The 23,861-nt window shown below is 74.3% G+C and carries 25 protein-coding genes; 8 read left to right on the top strand and 17 right to left on the bottom strand.

Annotated features, from left to right (window positions below; translation table 11 throughout):
• Window positions 1-28 precede the first annotated feature (28 nt).
• The 3 genes from IEW07_RS15835 to IEW07_RS15825 form a co-directional block, all read right to left on the bottom strand.
• Complete coding sequence (locus tag IEW07_RS15835) at window positions 29-454, bottom strand: universal stress protein (protein WP_188538979.1); 426 nt, start codon at window positions 452-454, stop codon at window positions 29-31.
• Window positions 455-575: 121 nt separating this feature from the next.
• Complete coding sequence (locus IEW07_RS15830; protein WP_188538977.1) at window positions 576-1,019, bottom strand: universal stress protein; 444 nt, start codon at window positions 1,017-1,019, stop codon at window positions 576-578.
• 199 nt (window positions 1,020-1,218) lie between these two features.
• Window positions 1,219-1,635, bottom strand: a complete 417-nt coding sequence (locus tag IEW07_RS15825; RefSeq protein ID WP_229741903.1) for an Hsp20/alpha crystallin family protein — start codon at window positions 1,633-1,635, stop codon at window positions 1,219-1,221.
• 278 nt (window positions 1,636-1,913) lie between these two features.
• On the opposite strand from IEW07_RS15825, the gene IEW07_RS15820 reads away from it, so the two are divergent.
• Window positions 1,914-2,468: a hypothetical protein gene (locus IEW07_RS15820; protein WP_188538975.1), complete on the top strand. Its 555-nt coding sequence runs from the start codon at window positions 1,914-1,916 to the stop codon at window positions 2,466-2,468.
• Window positions 2,469-2,531: 63 nt separating this feature from the next.
• Here the strand turns inward: IEW07_RS15820 and IEW07_RS15815 are convergent, their stop codons facing one another.
• The 3 genes from IEW07_RS15815 to IEW07_RS15805 all read right to left on the bottom strand — a co-directional run bounded on the left by IEW07_RS15815 (window position 2,532) and on the right by IEW07_RS15805 (window position 5,739).
• Window positions 2,532-2,975, bottom strand: coding sequence for a universal stress protein (locus IEW07_RS15815; protein ID WP_188538973.1), 444 nt, complete (start codon window positions 2,973-2,975; stop codon window positions 2,532-2,534).
• 83 nt (window positions 2,976-3,058) lie between these two features.
• Window positions 3,059-4,384 carry an erythromycin esterase family protein gene (locus IEW07_RS15810; RefSeq protein ID WP_188538971.1) on the bottom strand — a complete coding sequence of 442 codons (1,326 nt, stop codon included), beginning with the start codon at window positions 4,382-4,384 and terminating at the stop codon, window positions 3,059-3,061.
• A complete protein-coding gene (locus tag IEW07_RS15805; RefSeq protein ID WP_188538969.1) occupies window positions 4,381-5,739 on the bottom strand; it encodes a phosphoribosyltransferase in 1,359 nt (452 codons plus the stop codon). Before IEW07_RS15805 ends, IEW07_RS15810 begins: the two co-directional genes overlap by 4 nt.
• Before the next feature lie 287 nt (window positions 5,740-6,026).
• On the opposite strand from IEW07_RS15805, the gene IEW07_RS15800 reads away from it, so the two are divergent.
• A complete protein-coding gene (locus IEW07_RS15800; protein WP_188538967.1) occupies window positions 6,027-6,635 on the top strand; it encodes a hypothetical protein in 609 nt (202 codons plus the stop codon).
• Here the strand turns inward: IEW07_RS15800 and IEW07_RS15795 are convergent.
• From IEW07_RS15795 to IEW07_RS15775, 5 genes are all read right to left on the bottom strand, one after another.
• On the bottom strand, window positions 6,546-7,598 hold the full coding sequence (locus IEW07_RS15795; RefSeq protein ID WP_188538965.1) for an enoyl-CoA hydratase/isomerase family protein: 1,053 nt from the start codon (window positions 7,596-7,598) through the stop codon (window positions 6,546-6,548). The two genes, IEW07_RS15800 and IEW07_RS15795, sit on opposite strands and share 90 nt — an antisense overlap.
• A 40-nt stretch (window positions 7,599-7,638) precedes the next feature.
• Window positions 7,639-8,550 (bottom strand): glycerophosphodiester phosphodiesterase family protein, encoded by a 912-nt coding sequence (locus IEW07_RS15790; protein ID WP_229741902.1) that lies wholly within the window; start codon window positions 8,548-8,550, stop codon window positions 7,639-7,641.
• Between the two features lie 62 nt (window positions 8,551-8,612).
• Window positions 8,613-9,452 (bottom strand): HAD family hydrolase, encoded by an 840-nt coding sequence (locus IEW07_RS15785; RefSeq protein WP_229741901.1) that lies wholly within the window; start codon window positions 9,450-9,452, stop codon window positions 8,613-8,615.
• A 10-nt stretch (window positions 9,453-9,462) separates the two neighbouring features.
• Window positions 9,463-9,981 (bottom strand): YbhB/YbcL family Raf kinase inhibitor-like protein, encoded by a 519-nt coding sequence (locus IEW07_RS15780; protein WP_188538963.1) that lies wholly within the window; start codon window positions 9,979-9,981, stop codon window positions 9,463-9,465.
• A gap of 47 nt (window positions 9,982-10,028) precedes the next feature.
• Window positions 10,029-10,958: a carbohydrate kinase family protein gene (locus IEW07_RS15775; RefSeq protein WP_188538962.1), complete on the bottom strand. Its 930-nt coding sequence runs from the start codon at window positions 10,956-10,958 to the stop codon at window positions 10,029-10,031.
• Window positions 10,959-11,168: 210 nt separating this feature from the next.
• On the opposite strand from IEW07_RS15775, the gene IEW07_RS15770 reads away from it, so the two are divergent.
• On the top strand, window positions 11,169-12,620 hold the full coding sequence (locus tag IEW07_RS15770; RefSeq protein WP_188538960.1) for a glyceraldehyde-3-phosphate dehydrogenase: 1,452 nt from the start codon (window positions 11,169-11,171) through the stop codon (window positions 12,618-12,620).
• 119 nt (window positions 12,621-12,739) lie between these two features.
• On the opposite strand, the gene IEW07_RS15765 is transcribed toward IEW07_RS15770, so the two are convergent.
• The 4 genes from IEW07_RS15765 to fdhD form a co-directional block, all read right to left on the bottom strand.
• Window positions 12,740-14,068, bottom strand: coding sequence for a M18 family aminopeptidase (locus IEW07_RS15765; RefSeq protein ID WP_188538958.1), 1,329 nt, complete (start codon window positions 14,066-14,068; stop codon window positions 12,740-12,742).
• 9 nt (window positions 14,069-14,077) lie between these two features.
• Complete coding sequence (locus IEW07_RS15760) at window positions 14,078-15,274, bottom strand: CPBP family intramembrane glutamic endopeptidase (RefSeq protein ID WP_188538956.1); 1,197 nt, start codon at window positions 15,272-15,274, stop codon at window positions 14,078-14,080.
• A 57-nt stretch (window positions 15,275-15,331) separates the two neighbouring features.
• Window positions 15,332-16,066 carry a glutamine amidotransferase gene (locus IEW07_RS15755; protein WP_188538954.1) on the bottom strand — a complete coding sequence of 245 codons (735 nt, stop codon included), beginning with the start codon at window positions 16,064-16,066 and terminating at the stop codon, window positions 15,332-15,334.
• Between the two features lie 244 nt (window positions 16,067-16,310).
• The gene (gene fdhD / locus IEW07_RS15750) at window positions 16,311-17,174 is read right to left on the bottom strand and encodes a formate dehydrogenase accessory sulfurtransferase FdhD (RefSeq protein WP_188538952.1); all 864 of its coding nucleotides are present in this window, start codon (window positions 17,172-17,174) and stop codon (window positions 16,311-16,313) included.
• A gap of 426 nt (window positions 17,175-17,600) precedes the next feature.
• On the opposite strand from fdhD, the gene IEW07_RS15745 reads away from it, so the two are divergent.
• From IEW07_RS15745 to IEW07_RS15725, 5 genes are all read left to right on the top strand, one after another.
• Window positions 17,601-18,212, top strand: a complete 612-nt coding sequence (locus tag IEW07_RS15745) for an alternate-type signal peptide domain-containing protein (RefSeq protein ID WP_188538950.1) — start codon at window positions 17,601-17,603, stop codon at window positions 18,210-18,212.
• Between the two features lie 116 nt (window positions 18,213-18,328).
• A complete protein-coding gene (locus IEW07_RS15740; protein ID WP_188538949.1) occupies window positions 18,329-18,919 on the top strand; it encodes a hypothetical protein in 591 nt (196 codons plus the stop codon).
• 17 nt (window positions 18,920-18,936) lie between these two features.
• Window positions 18,937-19,938 (top strand): hypothetical protein, encoded by a 1,002-nt coding sequence (locus IEW07_RS15735; protein ID WP_188538947.1) that lies wholly within the window; start codon window positions 18,937-18,939, stop codon window positions 19,936-19,938.
• The gene (locus IEW07_RS15730) at window positions 19,917-20,570 is read left to right on the top strand and encodes a signal peptidase I (protein WP_188538945.1); all 654 of its coding nucleotides are present in this window, start codon (window positions 19,917-19,919) and stop codon (window positions 20,568-20,570) included. Before IEW07_RS15735 ends, IEW07_RS15730 begins: the two co-directional genes overlap by 22 nt.
• A gap of 1 nt (window position 20,571) precedes the next feature.
• On the top strand, window positions 20,572-21,324 hold the full coding sequence (locus tag IEW07_RS15725; RefSeq protein ID WP_188538943.1) for a PIG-L deacetylase family protein: 753 nt from the start codon (window positions 20,572-20,574) through the stop codon (window positions 21,322-21,324).
• Between the two features lie 12 nt (window positions 21,325-21,336).
• On the opposite strand, the gene IEW07_RS15720 is transcribed toward IEW07_RS15725, so the two are convergent.
• On the bottom strand, window positions 21,337-22,551 hold the full coding sequence (locus IEW07_RS15720; RefSeq protein ID WP_188538941.1) for an MFS transporter: 1,215 nt from the start codon (window positions 22,549-22,551) through the stop codon (window positions 21,337-21,339).
• The gene (locus tag IEW07_RS15715; protein ID WP_188538939.1) at window positions 22,544-23,848 is read right to left on the bottom strand and encodes a glycosyltransferase 87 family protein; all 1,305 of its coding nucleotides are present in this window, start codon (window positions 23,846-23,848) and stop codon (window positions 22,544-22,546) included. Before IEW07_RS15715 ends, IEW07_RS15720 begins: the two co-directional genes overlap by 8 nt.
• Window positions 23,849-23,861 lie beyond the last annotated feature (13 nt).

Here is a 23,861-nt window from a genome sequence, read left to right as displayed (position 1 = left end):
TCTCGGCCCCGTTTCTCGACCCCGGTGCTCAGCCCCGGACGACGATCACCGGGCAGTGGGCGTAGGCCACGCACGCGTTGCTGACGGAGCCCAGGGAGCCGAGCAGCCCCGAGCGGCCGCGCCGCCCGAGGACGAGCAGCTGGGCGGTCTCGCTCTCGGTGATGAGCCGGCCCGCCGGGCGGCCGTTCGTCACCGTGAGGGTCAGGTTCTCCGGGACGTGGTCGCCGAAGACCGCCTCGACCGTCCCGGTGAGCATCCGCCGGTAGCCGGCCCGCAGCGCCTCGTCGTCGATGAGCAGGTCGGAGTCCAGCACGGTGGGATCCCCCGCGCACGCCATCGCCTCCAGGGGGGCGCCCAGGGCCTGCGCGAGCCGGGCGCCCAGCCGCAGCGCCTCCTGCGAGGCCTCGGAGCCGTCCACCCCCACGAGAATCCGCTGATCCGACGGTGCACTCATGACCGAACCCCCTCGTTCCGGCGTTCCGCGGCGGGCACGCCCCTCCTGCCAGGGTAGCCCCGGGGCCCCGCCGGCCATAGGGCCGCGCCCGTCCGCGTCGTGCCCCGGCGGGACGGCCGGATCACTGGCGCACGACGAGCACCGAGCACTTCGCGTGGGACACGACGGCGGAGCTGACGGAGCCCAGGATCATGCCCAGCATCCCGCCCGTGCCGCGGCGGCCGACCACGAGCATCTGCGCGCCCTCGCTCTCCTCGATGAGCCGCTCGGACGGCTGCCCGCGCAGGTGGCGGGTGGTCAGCCAGGACGGACGCCGGTCCCCGAAGACGTCCGTGAGCGTGCGCTCGAACTCCTGCTCGCTGGCGACGCGGAACTCGTCGGGGTCGACCACGCGGGCGCTCTCGTACAGGAGCGGGTCGTCCCAGCACATGATCGCCTCGAGGGGCGCGCCGAGGGCCTCCGCCAGCCGGGCCGCGGTCCGCAGCGCCACCTTCGAGGCGTCCGACCCGTCGATCCCCACGATGATCCGGTCCCCGGTCCGGTCCTCGCCCGATGCCTCGCTCATGCTGGTCCCCCTCGCTCCGGGCGGACCGTGGACCGGCCCGCCTGCCTGCACCACGCCTGCCTCCACGATAGGGTCCGGTCCCGGCCCCCACAACGGTCCCGCCGCAACACACGGTACGACGACGCACGGGGGCGGCGCCGGCGGTCCGGGGCCCCGTCCCTCCGCCGCCGCACCCGCCCGTGCGTCCGTCCCGCCCGGCTCAGCCGCGGGACACGGGGATCTTCCTGCTGGCGGACTGGTCGGGCGGCTCCCCGACCGGCACGCGGACCTCCAGCACCCCGTCCCGGTACGCCGCGGCGATGTCCTCGTCCTTGCACCCCTTCGGCAGCGGGACGGTGCGGGAGAAGGAGCCGTAGCGGAACTCCGAGCGGTAGCCGCTCTTGTCCTTGTGCTCGGTCTTCTCGCGCCGCTCGGCCCGCAGGTGCAGCATGTCGTTCGCCACCGTGAGCTCGACGTCCTTGTCGGGGTCGATCCCGGGCAGCTCCGCCCGGACCACCAGCGTGTCGCCGTCGCGGTACTCCTCCACCCGCGGCCACGAGGTCTCGGCGTCCCCCTCCAGCAGCCGGCGGAAGGGCTCCGGCATCTCGAACACGTCCCGGCGCATCAGTCCGGCCATGATCGTCTCCTCTGCATGTCGCCGGTCCCCCGACCGGCGCGTCCGGTCCCCGGCCCTGGGTCCGCGGGCCGGGGGGAGCCAGGTTTCCTGCTCCGACACGGCCAGGGTAGGCACCGCAGCGCGCCCGCGTAAGGGTCCCCGCCCACCTCGCGGGCACATGACGGGAACACGCCGCGCGCCCTGGCTTTGCACCCGTCACGGGGCGATAATCAGGGCATCATCACGGCCCCGCAACGGCGCGGGGGCCGTGCCGGGACGACGCGGAACGGGGTGCTGTCGTGGCCGAGAAGAGGCTCGCGAGGGCTGACGACAACCAGGTCATGAAGATCGTCTACACGTTCTTCCTGGGCGCCCTGCTGGCCCTGTTCGTGGGCCTGGGGATCGACACGTTCTACCCCGGCCCGGAGATGCCCGAGTACCCGGCCGAGCTCCAGTACAAGCCCGGGCAGGACGAGCTCACCGCCGAGCAGCAGCAGCTGGAGCGGGAGTACGCCGAGCGGTCGGAGCAGTGGCGGGACGAGCAGAACATCTACAACCGGAACGTGGCCATCGTCTCCCTCGCGGCCGCCGTGCTGCTGCTCGCGGCGAGCCTGGCGCTGGAGAGGCGCAACAAGGTGCTGACCAACGGCATCATGCTGGGCGGGCTGTTCACCCTGATCTACGCGATCGGGCGCAGCTTCGCCTCCCAGGAGACGCGCATGACGTTCGCCGCGGTCGCCGTGGGACTGCTCGTGGTGCTGTTCATCGGCTGGCGGCGGTTCTTCCAGGACCGGGAGGAGCCCCCGCACGGTCCGCCGGCCGACGCCGCACCGCGCGAGACGACCGGGGTCTGAGGGGCCCGCGGCACGGCTCCGCCCCCAGAGCCGCGGCTCAGACCCGCGGCTCTGGTCCGCTGCTCAGATCCGCACCGGGACGTCCTCCCGCACGACCAGCACGGGGCAGTGCGCGTGCACCACGCACGCCGAGCTCACCGAGCCCAGCAGCAGGGCCCCGAACCCCCCGGTGCCCCGGCGGCCGACGACGAGCAGCTGCGCGCCCCGGCTCGCCTCCACCAGTTCCTCGGCCGGGTGGCCGCGGACCAGTCTGCGCGTCAGCCCGGCCGGCGGGTCGTCGCCGAAGGCCTCGGCCACCGCGTCGTCGAGCGTCTGCCGTGCCCTGGTGTGGAAGTACTCGGCGTCGTACGTTCCGTACCCCGCGTACACCGGGGCGACGTCCCAGCAGGTGATCGCCTCCAGCGGCGCCCCCACCGCCGCCGCGATCCGCGCGCCCGTGCGCAGGGCCTTGGCGGACCACGCGGAACCGTCGACGCCGACGAGGACGGCCTGCTCGGCTGTGCTCATGGTGGGATCCTCCTGTGCTCGTGCGGGCCGCCCGGGCACCCGGGCGGCCCTCCTCCTCGGCCGCGGTGCGCGCGGCACCCGCCTTAGAAGCCGCTCGGCTCCGTCTCGAACTCCGGCTCCTCCGGCGGCTCCTCGTGGTGCAGGGGCCGCAGCGCGGACGTCCGCTCGAACCACAGGAGCGCGTCGTAGCGCTCGCCCATGCGGGTGGGGACGTAGTTGCCGGCCTCGCGCCACGGGTGGTAGACCACCCCGATCGCGCGGTGCCCGAAGCGCCCGGCGAGCCACGGGCCCGAGCGGTCGCGCTCGAAGACCATGGCCGCCGGCCCGCCGAGGGCCTGGTGCAGCAGGTCCTCGTGGGTGCCGGGACGGGCCTCTGGGACGGCCATGGCCTCCTCCGGGTCGCCCCAGGCCTCCGCGGCGATCACCGTGCCCGTCCAGGAGGCGAAACCGACGAGCACGACCTCCTCCGGGGCGTGCCGCTCGCGCAGCAGCTGGCCCACGTTGACCAGCCCGGCGTCGAACATGTCGGTGGCCCGGGCGTCGCCCACGTGGGAGTTGTGCTCCCAGACGAGGCCCTTGGCCCCGGGGCCGTGGTGGCGGGAGAGCAGCTCCGCGGTGTCCGCCATGTGCTCGTCCCGCACGTTCCAGGACTGCCGGTCGCCGCGGATCATCGTGCGGTAGTACCGCTCGGCGTCGGCCGCCACCATGGCGTTGAGGGCGGCGTCGAATGCGGCCGGGTCCCCCTCCCCGCGGTCCAGGGTGCGGCGGCGGACCTCGGCGAGGAGGGCGACGACGTCGGCCTCGCAGTTCTGCGGGACGATCCGGGTGCTCCACGCGTACTCGTGCGGGTCCTCGTGGAAGGGGACGAAGCACTGCCACGCCCGCAGGGCCGCGGGCAGGGCCTCCGGGGCGTTTGCCTCCAGCCACGTGATGATCTCCCGCAGCGAGTCCCACAGCGAGTACACGTCCAGGCCGTAGAAGCCCACCTGCTCGTGCTCGGGGCGGCCCTCGTTCTCCTCGCGCAGCCAGTCGAGGAACTCCGCGACGTCCTCGTTGGCCCACATCCAGGTGGGCCACCGCTCGAAGCCGGCGAGCACGCCGTGCGCGTCGAGGTCCTGGTCGCCCTGGCCGCGGACCCAGCGGTTGAGCCGCCAGCAGTCCGGCCAGTCCCCCTCGACGCCGATCCAGGTGAAGCCGTGCTCCTCGATCAGGCGGCGGCTCAGCAGCGCCCGCCAGTGGTAGTACTCGTGCGTTCCGTGGGAGGCTTCCCCCACGCACACGAACCGGGCGCCGGCACTGCGCTCCACGAGCCGGTCCAGGTCCGCCGCGCTGTCCAGGGGCTCCGCGAGGGAGCGGATCTGCGCCAGGACGTCCGCCTGCCGGGACGCCGGGCGGCCGAGCGGACTCATCGCGAGGCCCCGCCCGCCCGCTCGCGGGAGGCCGAGAGGTGCTGGGTGAACCAGTCCCGGGCGAGCTCCGCGGCCTGCTCCAGGGTGCCGCGCTCCTCGAACAGGTGCGTGGCGCCCGGGACCACCGCGAGCCGGTTCGGGCAGCGCAGCATGTCCTGGGCCCGGCGGTTGAGGGCCAGGACCTCGAGGTCCTCGCCGCCGACGATCAGCAGCGTCGGCGCCTGCACGGCGCCCAGCCGGTGCCCCGCCAGGTCGGGGCGACCGCCGCGGGAGACGACGGCCGCGACCCGCGCCCCGGGCTCGGCCGCCGCCCACAGCGCGGCGCCCGCCCCGGTGCTGGCCCCGAAGTACCCGATCGGCGAGGCCGTGGACCCGGGCCTCCCATGGAGCCACGCCGTCGCCGCGGTCAGCCGCTCGGCCAGCAGCCCGATGTCGAAGACGTTGGCGCGGTCCGCCTCCTCCCACGGGGACAGCAGGTCCAGGAGCAGGGTCCCCAGGCCGGCCTCCTGGAGCACGGAGGCCACGTAGCGGTTGCGCGTGCTGTGCCGGCTGCTGCCGCTGCCGTGGGCGAAGACCACCACGGCGGCGTCCGGGCCCGGCAGGTACAGGTGCGCCTCCAGCTGGATCCCGTCGACGGGGATCTTCACGTCCTCGTCCACCGGGAACGTCCCGGCCGGCGGGTCCTGGGGATGGGCGGGAGGGGGCAGCTGCTGCTGGTGCCAGCGCCGGGAGGCTTCGAGCAGGGCGACCACCTCGTCGTCCTCCGTCGGGGAGAAGTCCCGGTAGTGGTAGCCGACCGCGGTGAAGTAGTGCGGGGTCGCGAGGCAGATCACCTCGTCGGCCTCGGTCACCCGGGACACGGCCTCCTCAGGCGCCACGGGCACCGCCAGGATCACGCGCGCGGCGCCGAGCTGGCGGGCGATGCGGCACGCGACCCGGGCCGTGGCGCCGGTCGCGATCCCGTCGTCGACGATGAGGGCGATCCGGCCGGTGAGGTCGATCCGCTCCCGTCCCTCGCGGAAGCGGGCCGTGCGGGCCTCGAGCACCGCGCGCTCGCGCTCCTCGATCCGCTCCAGCTGCTCGTCCGTGATCCCGAAGTACTGCAGGGTGCGCTGGTCGAGCACCCGGGCGCCCTCCTCGCCGATGGCGCCCATGGCCAGCTCCGGCTGCGACGGAACGCCCAGCTTGCGGACCACGATGACGTCCAGGGGCGCGTCGAGGGCCTCGGCGACCTCGCGGGCCACCGGCACACCGCCCCGTGGCAGCCCCAGCACCACCACGTCCTGGCCGCGGAGCGACAGCAGCCGCCGCGCGAGCTGCCGTCCGGCGTCGACCCTGTCCTCGAAGACCGTCATTGCCCCCACCACCTCTCCGGCAGCCCGTGGGGAGCCGCCGCTCCATCCGGTGCGTCGCCCGCCGCGGTCCCGCGCGTCCGTGCACCGGCTCGGGCGCGCCGACGTCCGGCGGACCCCTCCAGCGTAGGCAGGGCGCGGGGACGGCGGAAGAGCCCGCGGGGACGTGACGCGTGTGGACTCCGCCGGCGCGGGGGCCGACAATGGCGGGAGCCTCCTGGCCGCGCGGTCGCGGGGCGCGGCGGCGGCGCACCAGCCCGGCGCACCCACGAGGAACGGAGCCCCGGAGCATGCACCAGTCGGTCGAGACCAGGGTCATGAGGACCGTCTACATGTTCTTCCTCGGGGTGCTGCTGGCGCTGTTCGTGGGCCTGGGCATCGACACGGTCCATCCGGCCCCGCCCGAGCCGCAGATGCCGCCCGGTGTCGCCATGGCGCAGGAGAACCGGGCGCTCACCCCGTCCGAGAAGCAGGAGATGGACGCCTACCAGCGGGAGTGGGACCGGTGGGAGGACGACCAGCAGGACTACAGCGGGGACGTCGGCCTGGTCGCGCTCGTCGGCTCCGTCCTGCTGCTCGGCGCGAGCCTGGCGGTGGAGCGGCGCAGCCGGGTGCTCGCGGGCGGGGTGCTGCTCGGCGGGCTGTTCACCCTGCTCTACAGCATCGTGCGCAGCCTGATCTCCCAGGAGACGGTGGCGACCTTCTCGGTGGTCACCGTGGCGCTGTTCCTGGTCCTGGCCCTGGGCTGGCGCCGGTTCGTGCTGCGGCCCGGGGAAGGGCCCGGGCAGGGGCCCGGCCACCCCGGCCGCTCAGAGGGGCAGCGGCAGCTTCTCGTCGAGGACGGCCCGGACGGCGGCGACGTCGACGTCCGCGACGGAGGCGTGCTCCCAGACCGGTGAGTTGTCCTTGTCCACGACCACGGCGCGCACGCCCTCGGCGAAGTCGGGACGGGCGATCATGTCCACGGCCAGCCGCAGCTCGCGCTCCAGGCAGGAGCGCACGGAATCGTCGGCGGCGCCGCGCTCGAGCAGCTCGAAGGTGCGCACGAGCGAGGACGGGCTCATCCCCGCGAGGTCCTCGGGCGCGGCGGCAACGATCTCCTCCAGGGACGACGCCCCGTAGCGCTCCTCGATCTCGTCCCACCGGGACACCAGCGGTGACGGTTCGGGCTCGCGCGCGTAGCGGGCCAGGGCGGCCTCGGGTCCCTCCTCGACCACGGCGGCCGCGAGCGCCCCGAAGTCCTCGTCCGCCACGAACCGGTCGGCCAGGCCGAGCGCCACGGCGTCGGCTCCGCTGAAGCGCTGACCGCCCAGCGCCAGGTACCGGCCCACGGCGAGGCTCGGCTCCCCGCGGCGGTCCGGGCGGGAGACGCGCGGCAGGAACCAGGAGGCACCGATGTCCGTGAAGAACCCGATCCTGGTCTCGGGCATCGCCATGACCGTGGAGTGCCCGACCACCCGGTGGGAGCCGTGCACGGAGATGCCCATGCCGCCGCCCATGCAGATCCCGTTCATCAGGGCCACGTAGGGCTTGGGGTAGGCGGAGATCAGGTAGTCCAGGGCGTACTCGACCGCGAACACCCGGCCGGCCGCCTCCACGCGCCCGCCGAGCACGGCGTCGCGCACCTCACGGATGTCGCCGCCGGCGCACCACGCCTTGGGCGAGGCGGACGTGACCAGGACGTGCTCGACGGCGTCGTCGTCCTTCCACGCGTCCAGCGCGGCCTTCAGGTCGTGGTACATCTGCGCGGTCAGGGCGTTGAGCTGCCGGGGCCGGTTGAGCACGATGTGCCCGGTGCCGTTCCTGACCTGGGTGAGGACGTACTGGTCGGTGTCGGCAGGGTGGGTGGCGATGTCCGTCATGGCACCCACCCTGCCACGGGGACGGCCGCCGTGTCATGGCTCACACGCCCGGCGGCCACTGCCCCCGGCGGGCCAGCAGCTCGGCGAGGCGGTCGGCGCGGTCGGTGACGATGCCGTCCACCCCTAGCTCCAGCAGCTCCGCCATCTCCTCCGTCTCGTTGACGGTCCACACGTGCACGGCGATGCCGTGGCGGTGCGCGAAGTCGAGGAAGCGCCGGGTCACGAGCTCGACCTCCAGACCGCCCCGCACGCGGTAGCGCCGGGGGATCTGCACGGTGTCGAACGGCTCGATCCACCGGCCGGCGACCCGCCGCACGAGCCGCCAGCTGGGCCCGCCCAGCCACGAGCAGACCAGCAGCAGCCGCATGCCCTCCTTCCCGCAGGAGGTGGGCACCGGCGCCCCGGTGAGCTCGCGCAGCCGACGCAGGGTGCGTCGGCGGCGGCTCTCGGAGAAGGACGTCACCCGGACCCGGTGCGCGGCCGCGTGCTCGTGCAGCAGGTCCGGGAGGGCCGCCACGGAGGCCTCGTCCTTGACGTCGATGTTGAACTTCAGCTCCGGGAACTCCGTGAGCAGGTCGGCCAGCCGCGGGATCCCGCCCGCCCCGGCGACCCGCTCGTGGCAGATCTCCGACCAGGTCAGCTCGGAGACCGACCCCGAGGCGTCGGTGACGCGGTCGAGCGTCCCGTCGTGGAAGGAGAGGACCACGCCGTCGCGCGTGGTGTTCACGTCCGTCTCGATCCACTCGTAGCCGAGGTCGCGCGCGGCGCGGAAGGCGTCGAGGGTGTTCTCCGCGCCGTCGCGGCAGAAGCCGCGGTGGGCGAGGGCCACGGGCGTCTCGGCCACGGTCTCGGCCACGGTCTCGGGCACGGTCTCGGGCACGGTCTCGGGCTCGGGCTCGGCCGGCTTCTCGGGCTCGGGCGGGGTCTCGGGTCGGTTCTCGGAGGCGGTCACGCCTTCATTGTGCCCCGCCGGGTTACTCAGGGGTAGATCCCCTGGCCGCGTGACGCTCCAGGTCAGCCGCGGCGCAGGAGCGCCTCGATCACCTGGGCCACCCCGTCCTCCTCGAACGGCGGGGCCGTGCGGCCGACCGCCTCGACCACCGCGGGGTGCCCGTCCGCCATGGCGAAGCCGTGCGCGGCCCACGTGAGCATCTCGAGGTCGTTGGGCATGTCCCCGAACGCCAACACCTGGTGCGGGCCGATCCCGCGCTCGGCGGCGTACTGCTCGAGCGTGCGGGCCTTGGTGAGCCCCCTCTGGCCCATCTCCACGAGCGGGGCGGCCGCCACGGAGTGCGTGACGGACAGCCGCCCGGCCACGAGGGCGGTGAGGGAGCGGAAGTAGTCGTGGGGGTCGGCGGCGTCGAGCTTGGCGAGGAACTTCACCAGCCCCGACTGTCCCGGCAGGCGCTCCCGCAGGGGCCCCACCCGCGGGGCGCCGACCTCCATCCGGTCGGTCCGCGACCACCCGCGGTCCACGAAGACGCCCTCGAGGGTCTCCGCGGCGAACAGGGTGCCGGGGTGCCGGGCCGCCACCTCGTCCATGATCGCGAACGCGTCCCGGGCCGGGAACAGGCTCGACTCCACGACCACGTCCGCGGCGAGGTCGTAGACCACCGCCCCGTTGGAGCAGATCACCACGCCCTCGTGGCCCAGCTGGTCCCGCAGCGGGTCGAGCCAGCGCATGGGCCGGCCCGTCACGAAGACCACGTGGATGCCCCGGTCCTGGGCGGCGCGGATCGCGTCGACGGTGCGCGGGCGGAACCGGAAGTCGTGCCCCAGGACGGTGCCGTCCAGGTCGCTGGCGATCAGCTTGACGGGCTCCCCGTCGCCGGGGAGCCCCAGGGTCGTGCTCACGGAGGGGAGATCACCTCTCGTAGGTGGCGGTCAGGCAGGCGCGGGCGATCCCGTGGCTGAAGAGCTGGAAGTTCACGGCCGCGGGGCTCGCGCTCTCGTCGACGTCGACCGTCTCCTCGCCCACCGCGGTCACGCACACGATGTAGCGGTGCGCGCCGTGGCCGGGGGGCGGGGCGGCCCCGATGAACTCGTCGGTGCCGCCGTCGTTGCGGTGTTTGACGGCCCCCGCCGGCGGGTTCGACGCGGCGCCGCGCTCGAGGGACGTGACGTCGGCGGGGATGTTGGACAGGCACCAGTGCCAGAAGCCGCTGGGGGTGGGCGCGTCCGGGTCGAACATCGTGACCACGTAGCTCTTGGTCCCCTCGGGCGCCCCGGACCAGCTCAGCTGCGGGGAGACGTCCAGGCCGCCGGCGCCCATGATGCCGGAGCACTGGTCCCTGCCCAGCGGCTCGCCCTCGGTGATGTCCTCCGAGGTGAGCTCGAAGGTGGGCAGGTCGGGGAGGTCTGCGTAGGGTTCGCGGTCGAGCACGGGGCTCTCCTTCCGTGGGGGTTGCGGGACTTCCGTGGGACGCGGGCTCAGCCCGCGGGCAGCTCGTCCTTGCGGGGCAGGTCGGCGCCGGCGCGGGACACGGTGACCCCGGCGGCGCCGGCGGCGTAGCGCAGCAGGTCCCCCACCTGGGTCCCGTCGAGGTTGTCCACGCGCTCCCGGGCGCTCGCACCGGTGTAGCCGTGGTCGACGAACCAGCCGAGCATCGCGGCCATGAAGGAGTCGCCGGCGCCCACGGTGTCGACCACCGTGGTGCGGGCGGCCGGGACCTCGACGCCGCGCGGGCCGGTCGCCCGGGTGCGCGCCCAGGGGCCCAGGGCCCCGCGGGTGACGACGACGATGCCCGCTCCGGCCTTGAGCCACGCCGCGGCGCTCTCCTCGATGCTCCGGTTCGGGTAGAGCCACAGGAGGTCCTCGTCGGAGGCCTTGACGACGTCCGCCATGCCCACGATCCGCTCGGCCCGGGCACGGGCCGCGGAGGAGTCCGGGATGATCGACGGCCGGCAGTTGGGGTCGTAGGAGATCAGGGCGGTGCGGTGGGCCTGCTCGACCGCCTGCAGCACCTTCGAGGCGCCGGGCTCGAGCATCGCGCCGATCGAGCCCACGTGCAGCAGCTCGGTCCCGGCCAGGAGCTGGGCGAGCTGGTCGTCCGTGAGGTCGAGGGACCAGTCGAGCTGGAAGTCGTAGGTCGCGGCGCCGTCCGCGCCGATCACGGCCTCGGCCACCGAGGTGGGGCGGGTGTCGGCGTCGAAGGGCAGGAGGACGCCGTTGTCCCGCAGGTGCGCCTCGACGCGGGCGCCGTGCTCGTCCTCCCCGTAGCGGCCGAGGAACTGCACCTGGTGCCCGAGACGGGCAAGGCCCACGGCCACGTTCATGGGGCTCCCCCCGGCGTGCGCCCGGGGCTCCTGGCCCTGTTTGGAGACCACGTCGACGAGGGCCTCACCGATCACCGTCAGCATGCCCTCACGGTAGCACCCGGCCCCGGCCGGGCCCCGTGTTCCCGGCGCGTCACAGGACCCGCGCCGGGACCGCCCGTACGCCTAGAATGGTCGACGGCACCCCGCGTGGGCCACAACAGTGGCGCGCGCGTTCCGAATCCGCGCGACGAGGCGCGGCACGTCACGGCCGGACACGATGACGTTCCCCCGGCCGAGGAAGAGAGTCATTCCTTGAGCACTCCTGAAAGCTGGGCCTCCCGTGAGGCCCTCGCCGAGGCCATGGTTCCCCTGGTCGGCCGCCTGCACCGCGAGAACAAGGTCGTCCCCACCGTCTACGGCCGGTCCCTGGTGCACAAGTCCGTCACGCAGATCATCAAGGCGCACCGCTTCGCCCGCCGCATCGACGGCGTCGAGCTGCCCCTGGAGGACACCACCCGCCTCCTGGAGGCGCTGACGAGGCTGAACCTCGGCACCTGCGCGGTCGACCTCGCCAAGCTCAACAAGCTCGCCCAGGAGTCCTCCGAGGACCTCGACGCGTTCCTGCGCGAGGAGCTCGCCCCGGTCGTGGACCGCAAGGAGCAGAACTTCGCCGAGGCCCAGGACGTCGTCCTCTACGGCTTCGGGCGCATCGGCCGCCTGCTGGCGCGCATCCTCGTCAACCGCAACGACGGCACCGGCCTGAACCTGCGCGCCGTCGTCGTGCGCAAGAAGCCGGGCAACGACCTGGTCAAGCGCGCCTCCCTGCTGCGCCGCGACTCCGTGCACGGCAAGTTCGACGGCACGATCCACGTCGACGAGGAGAACAACGTCATCACCGCCAACGGTGTGGCCATCAAGTTCATCTACGCGAACGACCCCTCCGAGATCGACTACACCGCCTACGGGATCGACAACGCCATCGTCGTGGACAACACCGGCGTGTGGCGCGACGAGGCGGGCCTGTCCAAGCACCTGCAGGCCAAGGGCGTGGCGAAGGTCCTGCTCACGGCGCCGGGCAAGGGCGACATGAAGAACATCGTGTGCGGCGTCAACGACGACTCCATCGTCCCGGAGGACACCATCCTCTCCGCCGCGTCCTGCACCACCAACGCGATCACCCCGGTCGTGAAGGTGCTCAACGACAAGTACGGCATCCGGCAGGGCCACGTCGAGACGGTGCACTCCTACACCAACGACCAGAACCTCATCGACAACTGGCACAAGGGCGACCGCCGCGGCCGCTCCGCCGCCCTGAACATGGTCATCACCGAGACCGGCGCCGCCAAGGCCGTGGCCAAGGCCCTGCCCGAGATGGCCGGGAAGCTCACCGGCAACGCCATCCGCGTCCCCACCCCGGACGTGTCCATGGCCATCCTCAACCTCCAGCTCGACGAGGCCCCGGAGTCCAAGGACGCCGTCAACCAGTACCTGCGCGACGTCTCGCTGAACTCGTCCCTGCGCAAGCAGATCGACTACACCGACTCCCCCGAGGTGGTCTCCACCGACTTCGTGGGCTCCCGCCGCGCGGGCGTCGTGGATGGTCTCGCGACCATCGTCAACGGCAGCTCGCTGGTGCTCTACGTCTGGTACGACAACGAGTTCGGCTACTCCTGCCAGGTGGTGCGGGTGCTCGCCCGCATGGCCGACATCGCCATGCCGCAGTTCCCGGCCGAGCGGGTCGCCGCCGGCGTCGCCGCGAACTGAGCCCCGGCCGCTCCTGCGGCTCCTGACACCAGGGGGCGCCTCCGGGCGGAACGCAACGCCGCGTTCCGCCCGGGGGCGCCCCTTCGGTGTCTCCGGCGGCGTTCCGGCGCGCGGCGCGGTCAGCCCGTGAAGAACGCCCCGGCGACGGCGCCCAGCGCGGCGACGTCGTCCACGTGGCACAGCTCCCGGGCCGAGTGCATCGACAGCAGCCCGATCCCGACGTCGACCGTGCGGATGCCCAGCCGGGCGGCGGTGATCGGCCCGATCGTGGACCCGCAGGGGATCCGGTTGTTGGAGACGAACTCCTGGTAGCCGACCCCGGCGCGCTCGCAGGCCGCGGCCCAGAGCCCCGCGCCCACGGCGTCCGTGGCGTAGTGCTGGTCGGCATTGATCTTCAGCAGCGGCCCCGCTCCCGGCACCGGCGTGTTCACGGGGTCGTGGTGGCCCTGGTAGTTGGGGTGGACCAGGTGCCCGGCGTCGGCGGACAGGCAGACCGAGTCCGCCAGGGCCCGGCGGTGCTCCGCCCCCGTGCGGCCCAGCGCCTCGTCGATCCGCACGAGCACGTCCTCGAGGAACGGCCCGGCCGCGCCCGACCGGGTGCGGGAGCCGATCTCCTCATGGTCGAACGCGGCGAGCACGGCGACGTGCCCGCCCTCCTCGACCGCAGCGGCCTCGCGGACCAGCGCGGCCAGCCCCGTGTGCACGGAGGAGAGGTTGTCCAGCCGGCCGGAGGCGAACAGCTTCCCGTCCCGGCCGAACACGGCGGGCGGCTGGGTGTCGGCGAGCACGACGTCGTAGCCGACGATCCGCGCCGGGTCCACCGGCCCGCCCTCCGCGTGCTCGGCCAGCAGCGCGAGGACGTCCGCGTCCTCCGCCCGGCCGACGCCCCACACCGGCTGCACGTGCTGCTGCCGGTCCAGGGCCTGGCCCTTGTTGGCGTCGCGGTCCAGGTGGATCGCGAGCTGGGGGATGCGGGCCACGGGCCCGGTGGCGGTCAGCCGCTCGACGGGCGCTCCGTCGTCGCCGCGCAGCACGAGCCGCCCAGCCATCCGCAGCTCCCGGTCGAGCCAGGAGTTGAGCAGGGGCCCGCCGTAGACCTCCACCCCGGCCTGGTGCCAGGTCCGCACGGTGGTGGTGGGGCGGGGCTTGAGCTTGAAGCCGGGCGAGTCTGTGTGGGCCCCCAGGATCCGGAAGCCGGCCGCCCGCGGGGTCCCCGCCGGGGTGGTCCAGGCGATGAGCGCCCCGTCCCGGACCACGAAGCGCCGGCCGCGGACGTCCTGCTCCCCCCACGCCGCCAGCTCGTCCAGGCGGACGAAGCCCGCCTCCTCGAGCCGCGCGGCGGCGGCGTGCGCGGCGTGGTACGAGCTGGGCGAGGCCGTGACGAACCGGCCGAGGTCCTCCACGGCGGACAGGGGGTCGGCGGCGGGGTCGCTGGGGCGGGAGTCCATGGCGCCAGTCTACGGAAGGCGCTCCGGGGCGGGCCCGGGGGCCGGCCGCCGGGCGCTGGGAGCTCCGCGGCCCTGGCCGGCGGGCCCGTAGCCGGCCGGGCCGTAGCCCCCGGGGCCCGTGCCGTAGCCGTAGCCCCCGGGGCCCGTGCCGTAGCCGCCGTAGCCGTGGCCCCCGGGAACCGGTGCGTAGCCGCCGTGGCCGCCCGGGCCGTGGTGACCGCCGGGCCACGGCACCGGCTGCCGCGGGGGGCGGACCGTGCGGGTCACCTCGAGGCCGTGCTTCTTGGCGAGGCGGACCATGATCAGCGCGTACACGCCGTCGAACAGGACGGTGAGCGCCACGGCGACCCACGAGGACTCGGTGGCGTTGGGGTCGGCCCAGCCGATGGCGGCGAGCAGCGTGACCATGACGTTGTTGGCCACGTGCAGGCCGATGGCCGCCTCGAGCCCGCCGGTGCGCCAGCACAGGTACCCCGCGACGACCGCCATGACGGCGACGGAGAGCAGCCCCCAGACGTCGTACAGGTGGGCCAGGGTGAACAGGGGCACGGGGAGCAGGATCGCGAAGACGGGCCGGCGCACCCACCGCCCCACGGTCTGCAGCAGGTAGCCGCGGAACACGAGCTCCTCCGCCGCGCACTGCAGCGGGACCACGAGCACGACCATCGCGAGGATGAGCCAGAACCCGTCGATCGGCCGAGGGGTGCTGATCGAGCCGAGCACGGTGAGCTCGAAGAGGCTGACCGCGCCGTAGCCGATCGCGTAGATGGCCAGGCCCACCGCCAGGGAGCGGCCCAGGAAGCCCCAGCGCAGCCGCCCGGTCACGGACAGCAGGAGTCCCACGGGTCGGGGACCCATGACCACCCGGGCGAGGACCATCGCGGGGATCATCAGGACGACCGAGAAGAACAGCATGAAGAAGATCGCCGGGTCCATGACGTCCAGGGTGGCGGGGTCGAGGAATGCCTCGTCCACGGCGTCCGGCCCGCGCTGGACCATGAGCCCCAGGGCCCACAGCACGGCGAAGAGCACGGTCAGCACCAGGTAGGAGGCGACGAGAATCACGAGCTCCACGAGCGGCTTCCACCAGCGGTGCTCGGGGTCGGCGTGCCCCAGCCGGTGGTAGGGCAGGAGACGGACGCCGCCGTCGCGGCGGGCGTCGTCGGCGGCGGGGACCGAGCCCCAGGGAGCGGCACGCGTGGTCATGCCCCAACGCTATCCGCCCGGTGGGACGGGAGGCGGGAAGCACCCGCGGCGCGCGGCTCAGCGGGCGTAGCGGTCCACGAACGCGGCGAGGATCTTCTCCGGCTCGGTCACGCGCGGGCCGGTGCGGATCCGGTCCTTGACGCGCTCGGCGTCCCCCGGCGGGAAGTACCCGTGGGACTTGTACGCCTCGATCCTGTTGAGCAGCGCCGGGCCGTCCAGTTCGGGGTGGAACTGGGTCGCGTAGAGGTTCTGTTTGACCCGGAACATCTGCACGGGGCAGGCGGCGCCGCTCGCGAGCAGCACCGCCGTGGGCGCGAGCCGGCGGGTGCCCTCCTTGTGGCCCACGAAGCCGTGGAACGTCGCCGGCAGCTCCCGCAGCAGGGGGTCGCGGCGGCCCTCCTCCGTGAGGGCGACCTCGATCACCCCGATGTCCTCCCCGAACGTGCGGTCGACGACGCCGCCCTGGTGGGTGCCCAGCGTCCCCACCCCGTAGCACGCCCCGAGGAAGGGGAAGTCCCGGGCCACGACCTCGTCGAGCAGGTCCCGCATCTCGGTCTCCGCCCGCCGCTGCACCTCGGTCTTCAGCTCCGGGGGATCGGAGGAGTTGAACGGGGACCCCCCGATGATCACCCCGGAGTAGCGCTCGAGGTCGATCGGGGGCATCGGGGCGAGCTCCAGCCGGACCCTGTGGAGCCTGCTCTCCTCCAGCCCGCTGAAGCGGCAGATGGTCTCGTACTCCTCGTCCGCCACGTCGTTCTCGGCGCGGGTGGCCAGCAGGAGGAAGGGCTTCATGGCGTCCATCCTATTCAGCGCCGGCTGCTCCCCCCGGCCGCCCGGCCCCTGCCCCGCCGAGCCCCCACACCACCACCCCCAACCCCGCCGAGTCCCCAGAGTGTGCGCATTTCCCCACGTGCCTGCCTGGGGAAATGCGCACACTCTGGGGACTCGGCGGCGGAGGAGGGGACTCGGCGCAGCGACGGAGCCGCGGAGGTGGGGACTCGGCGCAGGGGCGGAGCGGCGGGGCGGCGGGGCGGGATCAGGGGGTGATGCGCTCCTGGTGCGCGTACGCGTTGAACGAGCTGCCGCGGCTGAAGCCGAGCAGGGTGACGCCCGCCCGGTCGGCGAGGTCCACGGCCAGCGCCGAGGGCGCCGAGACCGCCGCGAGGGCCGGCACGCCCGCCATGTACGCCTTCTGCACGAGCTCGAAGGAGGCCCGGCCGGAGACCTGCAGCACGGTGGAGCGCAGGGGCAGCAGGCCCTCGCGCAGGGCCCAGCCCACCACCTTGTCCACGGCGTTGTGCCGGCCGACGTCCTCGCGCACGCACAGCAGCTCGGGCGCGGCAGGGGCGTCGTCGTCGTGCGACGGGGCGGCGGGGAACCGGAAGAGCCCGGCGGCGTGGACCCCGCCGGTGGTGGAGAACAGCTTCTGCCCCGTGCGCAGCTGGTCCGGCAGCGCGAGGAGCGCCGGGACGGGCAGGGCGACGGGGTCCTCGGCGGGGTCGTGGGCGGAGACCTTGGTGACCGCCTCGATGGACGCCGTGCCGCACACCCCGCACGACGACGACGTGTACACGTGCCGCTCCATGGAGGTGTCCGGCAGGGCGACCCCCGGCGCGAGCCGGACCTCGACCACGTTGTAGGTCCGCTGCCCGTCGGGGCCGATGCCGCTGCGGTAGTCCATCTGCACGATCTCCGCCATGGAGCGCACCACGCCCTCGGAGACGAGGAAGCCGGCCACGAGGTCGAAGTCGTTGCCGGGGGTGCGCATGGTGACGGTGAACGGGCGGCCGTCGAGCCGGATCTCGAGGGGCTCCTCCCCTGCCAGGGTGTCGGCGCGGCCCGTCGCAGGGCCCTCGGCCGTGTACCGGTGCACGCGGCGGCGCTGGGATGCTCGGGTCATGGTCGTCCTCCGGTCCGGGCCTCCCGCGGGCGGAGTCCCTCCCCGGAAAGCCTAGGCTCCGCCGCGGCACGGGGCCGAACGGGGGACGTTACTGGTAAGTAACGTCAGGCAAAGTGGGGACAGGATCTTCCTATTCGGATGCATGGACTTTTGTCTAGGGTTGACATGTCAAGGGATCACGCCGGCAGGACCTCCGGTCGAGGCCCTGCCGGCGATCACCCGCTGGCACGCGGGCCCGCGCACCCCGGTGCGGAGCTCGCGCCGACCGTTCCTCCTCCGGATCCGGCTCTGATCCGCATCGGATCCGGAGGAGGAACGGCCCCGGCGCTCACGCGTGCACCGCCCCGAACGCCCCGGCACGACGCGCGCACCGACCCTGCGCAGCCTCCCTCTCTCCCGCACGCCCTCTCCCGCAAAGGCAGCACCATGCACACCGCACCCCAGCACCCCCTGCCCACCTCCGCCCCGCGGGGCGGCCGGCACCGCCGCGCCGGCAAGGCCGCCCTCGCCGGCGTCGTCGCCGTGGGCCTCCTCGCCGCCGGTGGCGGCACCTTCTCGAAGTGGTACGACGAGCAGACCGTCGCCTCCGGCGACGTCCTGAGCAGCGGCGAGCTGTCCCTCGACCACCTCTCGTCCGGGTGGTTCGTGGACGGGCAGCCGATCGACGTGGACGCGTTCAGGATGGTCCCCGGCGACACCGTCACCTTCGTCTCGCAGACCCGGGTCAACGCCGTCGGCGACAGCCTGACCGCCCAGCTGGCGCTGGACCCCTCCGGGATCAGCCTCGCGACCGTGGACCCCGGGCTGGCCGACGACCTCGTCTACGCCGTGGACGTCGACGGCCTCCAGGACACCAGCGCGGCCGGGGGCTGGACCGTCGTCGGCGAGGCGGGCGGGAACCGCAACGACAACGGGGCGCCCGTCACGGTCACGGTCACCATCGACTGGCCGGCCGACGTGCCCGCCGACGGCCGGGCGGGCCAGAACGACTCCGTGGACCTCGGCGCGATCAAGCTCACCCTCGCGCAGAACGTGTGACCGTGCCGGGCCCCGGGCCCCGGGTCCGGCCGCCCGGGGCCCCGGTGCCGCGACGCCGCCGTCGTCGCACCGGGGCCCCACCCCTCGTTCCTCCGCCCCACCCCCAGAGGCTCCCCATGACTGCCCCCTCCCCCTCGCGGCCCGCAGCCCTGCTGCGCGCCTCCGCGGCCTCCCTCGTGGCCGTGGCCCTGCTCGGCAGCGGGCTCGGCACCGCGGCCCGCTGGTCCGACGAGGCCGCGCTCGGGGCCCCGGCGATCAGCACCGGCGCCCTCGGCGTGCGTCTGGGACCGGCGACGGCCGCGCTCCGGCACACCGCCCCGGGAACGGACGCGGGCACGGACGCGGGGGCCACGGCCCCGGAGGACGTCACGGGGTCGGCGACGGTCCCCGGCGTGCTGGAGGGGGACACCCTCGCCGTCACGACCCGGATGGCGATCGAGGCCCGGGGCACGAACCTCACCGCGACGCTCACCGTGGACCCGGGCCTGCCCGACGGCTCCCCGCTCGTCCCCCACGTCCGCATCGACCCGGTCGACGGCGCGCCGCCCCTCGGCGGGACCGGTGCCGAGAACACCCGGACGGTCACGGCGGCCCACCACGGCGCCTCCTACGACGTCACGGTCACCTACCACGTCCCCGCCGGGGCCCTCGCCGAGGGCACGTCGGTCGATCCCGTCCCGCTGACCGTCACGCTCGCCCAGAACTGATGCCACGAGGAGCCCCCATGCGCCAGTACCGCACCCCCACGATCTTCGTGCTCGTCGTCCTCGCCGTGCTCGTCCTGATCGTCCTCGCGACCCCCGCCGGGGCCACGAGGGCGGCGTGGGTGTCCCAGGACCGCGTGGACGTGCCCGGCCTGACCATGGCCGAGATCCGCTTCGGCGTGACGGGCGGGGACGACGTCGCCACCCTCACGAACTCGTCGGGCTTCGGCCTCGCGTACCGGCCGGCCCTGGCAGAGGTCCGGCCCGCCGGCACCGGGACCACCGCCGAGCACCTGGCGGCCCTCCTCGCCACCGGCCCGGCCTTCTCCTACCACCCGGGTGCCACGGAGTGCTCCGGCGCCGCCGGCCGGTGGACCGCCACGGCCGGCGGCCCGGTCGACCCGGCCGGCGACTCCCGCGAACCGCTGCCGGAGGGCGCCGCCGAGACCCTCTGCCTCGCCGTGGCCCCGGCCGCCGGGCAGGACGAGGCCCTGCGGGCCCTGCACGGGCGGCAGTTCGACGTCGTGACCACCCTGGAGGCGGTTCCCGCCGGCGGGGGCTCCTGGTCCCGGACGGACAGCTCGTGGACGGCGCGCTACGTCGTGGACGCACCCCCCGCGGAGGAGCAGCCCGCCGAGGAGCCGACGACGGCGCCCGCCCCGGCGGGTCGGTGCACCGCGGACGGGAAGGACGCCGTGCTGAGCTGGTCCTGGGCCGGCGGCACGGATCCGGCCGCGACCCGCTGGGAGGTGCTGCGCCGGCCCGGGACGGGCGGGGAGTGGACGTCCCTGCGCCTTGTCGAGGTCGGGGCGGCGCCCGAGGCGCGGCTGACCCACCTCGACGTGCCGGAGACCGACGGCGGGCCCTCGAAGAACGTGCCCTACGAGTTCACCGTGCGCCCGCACCAGGCGCAGGAGGGCACGGCGCAGGAGACCACGGCGCCCGGGCCCGGGCTGCCGGTGTGGACCCTCGTGTCCCCCGGCAACAGCAAGAAGCTGGAGTGCCAGGCGGTGCGGCCGTGACGGCCGCGGCCCGCCGCGCCGGCCACGGCCTGCTCGTCGCCCTGCTGGCCGTGGTCTCGGCCGTGCTGCTGGCCGTCGTGATCGTCCCCCTCGTACTGGGCTGGGTCCCGCTGACGGTGCTCTCCGGCTCGATGGAGCCGGCCGTCCCGACCGGCAGCCAGGTCGTCGTCGAGCCCCTCGAGGGCGAGGAGGACGCCGCCCGGCTGGGCGTGGGGGACGTGGTGACCTTCATGCCCCGCCCCGACGACGCCACCCTGGTGACGCACCGGATCGTGCAGGTCGCCCACGACGGGGAGGGGAGGCTGAGCTTCACCACGCGGGGCGACGCCAACGCGGCCCCGGACGAGGAGGTCCTCACCGCCACCCAGCTGCGGGGCGTCGTGCGGTACCACGTCCCGTGGGCCGGCTACGCCGCGAACCTCCTGGACGCCGGGCAGAAGCGCGGCGGGATCGTGCTGGCCGCCGGGGCCCTGACCGGCTACGCCCTGTGGCAGGTGCTGGGCGGGCTCCGCGACCGGCGCCGCGGGACCGGGGCGGAGGCCGGCCCGGTGCCCGGCCCGCGGAGCGAGCCGCCGGGCGGGGCGCGGACCGGACCGTTGCCCGTGGAGGCCGTCGCCGACCATGATGGGTGACATGGCCGAGACCCCGCTCCTTCCCCTCGACGAGACCTGGCAGCGCGCCCTGGTCGTCGTCGCCCACCCCGACGACATGGAGTTCGGCGCCGCCGCGGCCGTGGCCCGCTGGACGGGCCAGGGCAAGGAGGTCGTCTACTGCCTCGTGACGAGCGGGGAGGCCGGCATCGACGGGATGGAGCCCCAGCGCAGCGGGCCGCTGCGGGAGGACGAGCAGCGGGAGTCGTGCCGGATCGTGGGCGTGGACCAGGTCGAGTTCCTCCGCCTGCCGGACGGCGTCCTCGAGTACGGGATCGCGCTGCGGCGGCGGATCGCCGAGGTGGTCCGCCGGCACCGGCCGGACGTGGTGATCACCAACAACTTCCGCGACACCTGGGACAACGCGACGAACCTGAACCAGGCGGACCACATCGCCGTGGGCCGCGCGACCCTGGACGCCGCCCGGGACGCCGGCAACCGGTGGATCTTCCCCGAGCAGGTCGAGGCCGGGCTGGCGCCGTGGCCCGACGTCGTCGCCGTGTGGGCGGCCGCCTCACCGGACTCCCGGCACGCGGTGGACGTGACGGACACGTTCGACGCCGGCGTGGCGTCCCTGCGCGCCCACCACGCCTACCTGGAGGGGCTGGGCTGGGCGGACTTCGACCCCGACGCCTTCCTGCGGGACAGCGCCCTGGCCACCGGCGAGCGGGCCGGCGTCCCGCTCGCGTCCGCGTTCGAGGTCCTGCCCCTGCGCTGGGGCGGCACCGAGGACTGAGCGGCCCGGACCTCAGCGCGCCGGCGCGGGGTCGCGCAGGACGAGGAGGACGAGCAGGACGGCGACGACGACGAGGCCCGCCACGAAGCCGACCGTCCCCGTCCAGCCGGTCCCCGTGTAGAAGACCCCGCCCGCCCAGCCGAGCACCGACGAGCCCCCGTAGTAGAAGAGGGTGTAGAGGGAGGACGCCTGCGCCTTGCCCGTGCGCGAGCGCACCGGCACCCACCCGGAGGCCACCGCGTGCGCGGCGAAGAACCCGGCCGTGAACAGGAGCAGCCCGCCCACGACGACGGGCAGGGACGGGACCAGGGTGACGAGCAGGCCCGCGAGCATGAGCAGCCCGCTGGCGGCGAGCACCGTGCGGCGGCCGCGCGCGACGGCGACCCGCCCCGCGGTGCCCGAGGACCACGTCCCGGACAGGTACGCCAGGAAGAGCAGGCTCACCACGGTCTGGGACACGCCGAACCGCTCGCCGCCCAGGTGGAAGCCCAGGTAGTTGTAGATCGCCACGAACCCGCCCATGAGCAGGAAGCCCTGCAGGTAGAGCACGACGAGGCCGGGGTCGGCGAGGTTCGCGCGCAGCCGGCCGGCCAGGCCGCCGGGGCCGGCGAGCCGCACCGTCTGGGCCACGAACCCGCGCTGCCGGGGAGCGATGAGCACGAACGCGACGGCCGCGAGCGCGGCGAGCACGCTGACCGTGATCGTCCCCGTGCGCCAGCCGAAGGCGTCGCCCACGGGCGCCGCCACGATGCGCCCGGCCAGGCCACCGAGGCTCGTGCCCGCCACGTAGGTGCCGGCGGCGACGGCGGCGTGCTTCCGGTCGACCTCCTCCGCGAGGTAGGCCATGGCCACGGCGGGGATCCCGCCCAGGGCCGCGCCCTCCACGAAGCGCAGCACCACGACGGCCTCGAAGCTCGGGGCCAGCGGCATGACCAGGCCCAGGACCGTGGCCGCGACGACCGCCACGACCATGGTCCGCAGCCGGCCCCAGCGGTCGGAGACCACCGACCACGGCAGCACCGCCACGGCCAGCCCCAGGGTCGCCGCGGACACGCCCAGGGAGGCCTGTGCGGCGTCGATCCCCATGTCCTCGGCGAGCAGGGGTAGGACACCCTGGACGGAGTAGAGCTGGGCGAAGGTGGCCACCCCGGCGCACAGCAGGGCCAGCAGGACGCGGCGGTAGCCGCTGCTGCCGCGGCCGTACCCGGACCAGTCGCGCTCAGCCACGGCGGGCGCCGTCCGCCTCCCGGGCGCGCAGGCCGGCGACCGTCCACAGCCCCAGGAGCAGGAACAGGGCCAGGTAGGGCAGGGCCGCCACGACGTCGACCACCGGCCCCGGCACCCCGGCCCCGCCCAGCCAGGCGTCCCAGCGGATCGGCCCGACGTACAGGCCCACGAGGGCGACGGCGCCCAGCACGAGGGCGGGCGTGCGCGCGGCCCCCCGCAGGAACGCCGGCCCCGCCTCCACCCACAGGGCCGTGAGCACGACGGGCCACCACAGGTGGTGGTGGGACCACGTCACCGGGGACATGAACAGCATGACCAGGGCGCTGACGGCCACGACCGAGAGGGTCATCGCGCGGGCGGCCAGGACCCGGATCAGGAGGGCCGTGCCCACGACCATGGCGAGGATCAGCGCCCAGCGCAGCAGGGGCTCGACGTCCGCGGGCACTCCGAGGTGCAGGAGCACCCCCTGCAGCGAGGTGTTGTCCACGTACGCGGTGTTGCCCACGCGCTCGTCGCTGACCACGGCGTCGGTCCAGAACACGAGCGCGTCCCGGGGCATCACCATGAAGCCGATCAGCACGGTCGCGGCGAAGGTGAGGCCCATGGTGAGGATGGGCCTCAGCTGCCCGCGCATCAGGAACACGAGCCCGAACGCGAGCGGGGTCAGCTTGATCCCGGCGGCCAGACCGATCCAGAACCCGCGCGGGACCCGCCCCAGCAGGCTGTCGTCGCGGCGGCGCAGGAGGTCGTAGAGCACGAGCACCAGGATGAACGCGTTGATCTGTCCCAGCCCCACGTTGCGCATCCACGGCCCCGACCACAGCAGGATCGCGGTTCCGGCGGCCACCGCGGTCACGGGGTCCAGCCGGGACAGCAGCGGCAGCGGCCGCCCCCGGTCGGCCGCGTAGCGGGGCAGGACGTGGGAGAGCAGGACGGCGGTGCCGATCGTCGCGAGCAGGAGCGCGAGCTCCGAGAACCACTCCGGCACGTAGGCCAGCGGCACGAACAGCAGTGCCGCGAAGGGCGGATAGGTGAACGGCAGGCCGCCGTCGTCGTGGAGGCTCAGCCCGGGGCCGTAGAGCTCGTCGGTGAAGCCGTGGCGGTCCACCACGGCCATCCCGCCCAGGCGGTAGACGTCCAGGTCGATGCTGCCGTCGAGCGCCAGCCACACGCAGCGCACCAGCGCCCCGGCGAGCAGCAGCCAGACGAGGACGGTCAGGGGCGCCGAGCGCCGCCGGCCGCCGGGGGCGGCCGCGGACGAGGCGGAGGGGACGGAAGAGGTGGACGGGACGGTCACCGGGGCCTCAGTT

It is taken from the genome of Kocuria dechangensis, assembly GCF_014636775.1.
In the GTDB taxonomy this organism is placed as follows: Bacteria; Actinomycetota; Actinomycetes; order Actinomycetales; family Micrococcaceae; genus Kocuria; species Kocuria dechangensis.
The sequence above is the reverse complement of the archived record's forward strand: the minus strand, read 5'-3'. Positions and strand labels throughout refer to the sequence as shown.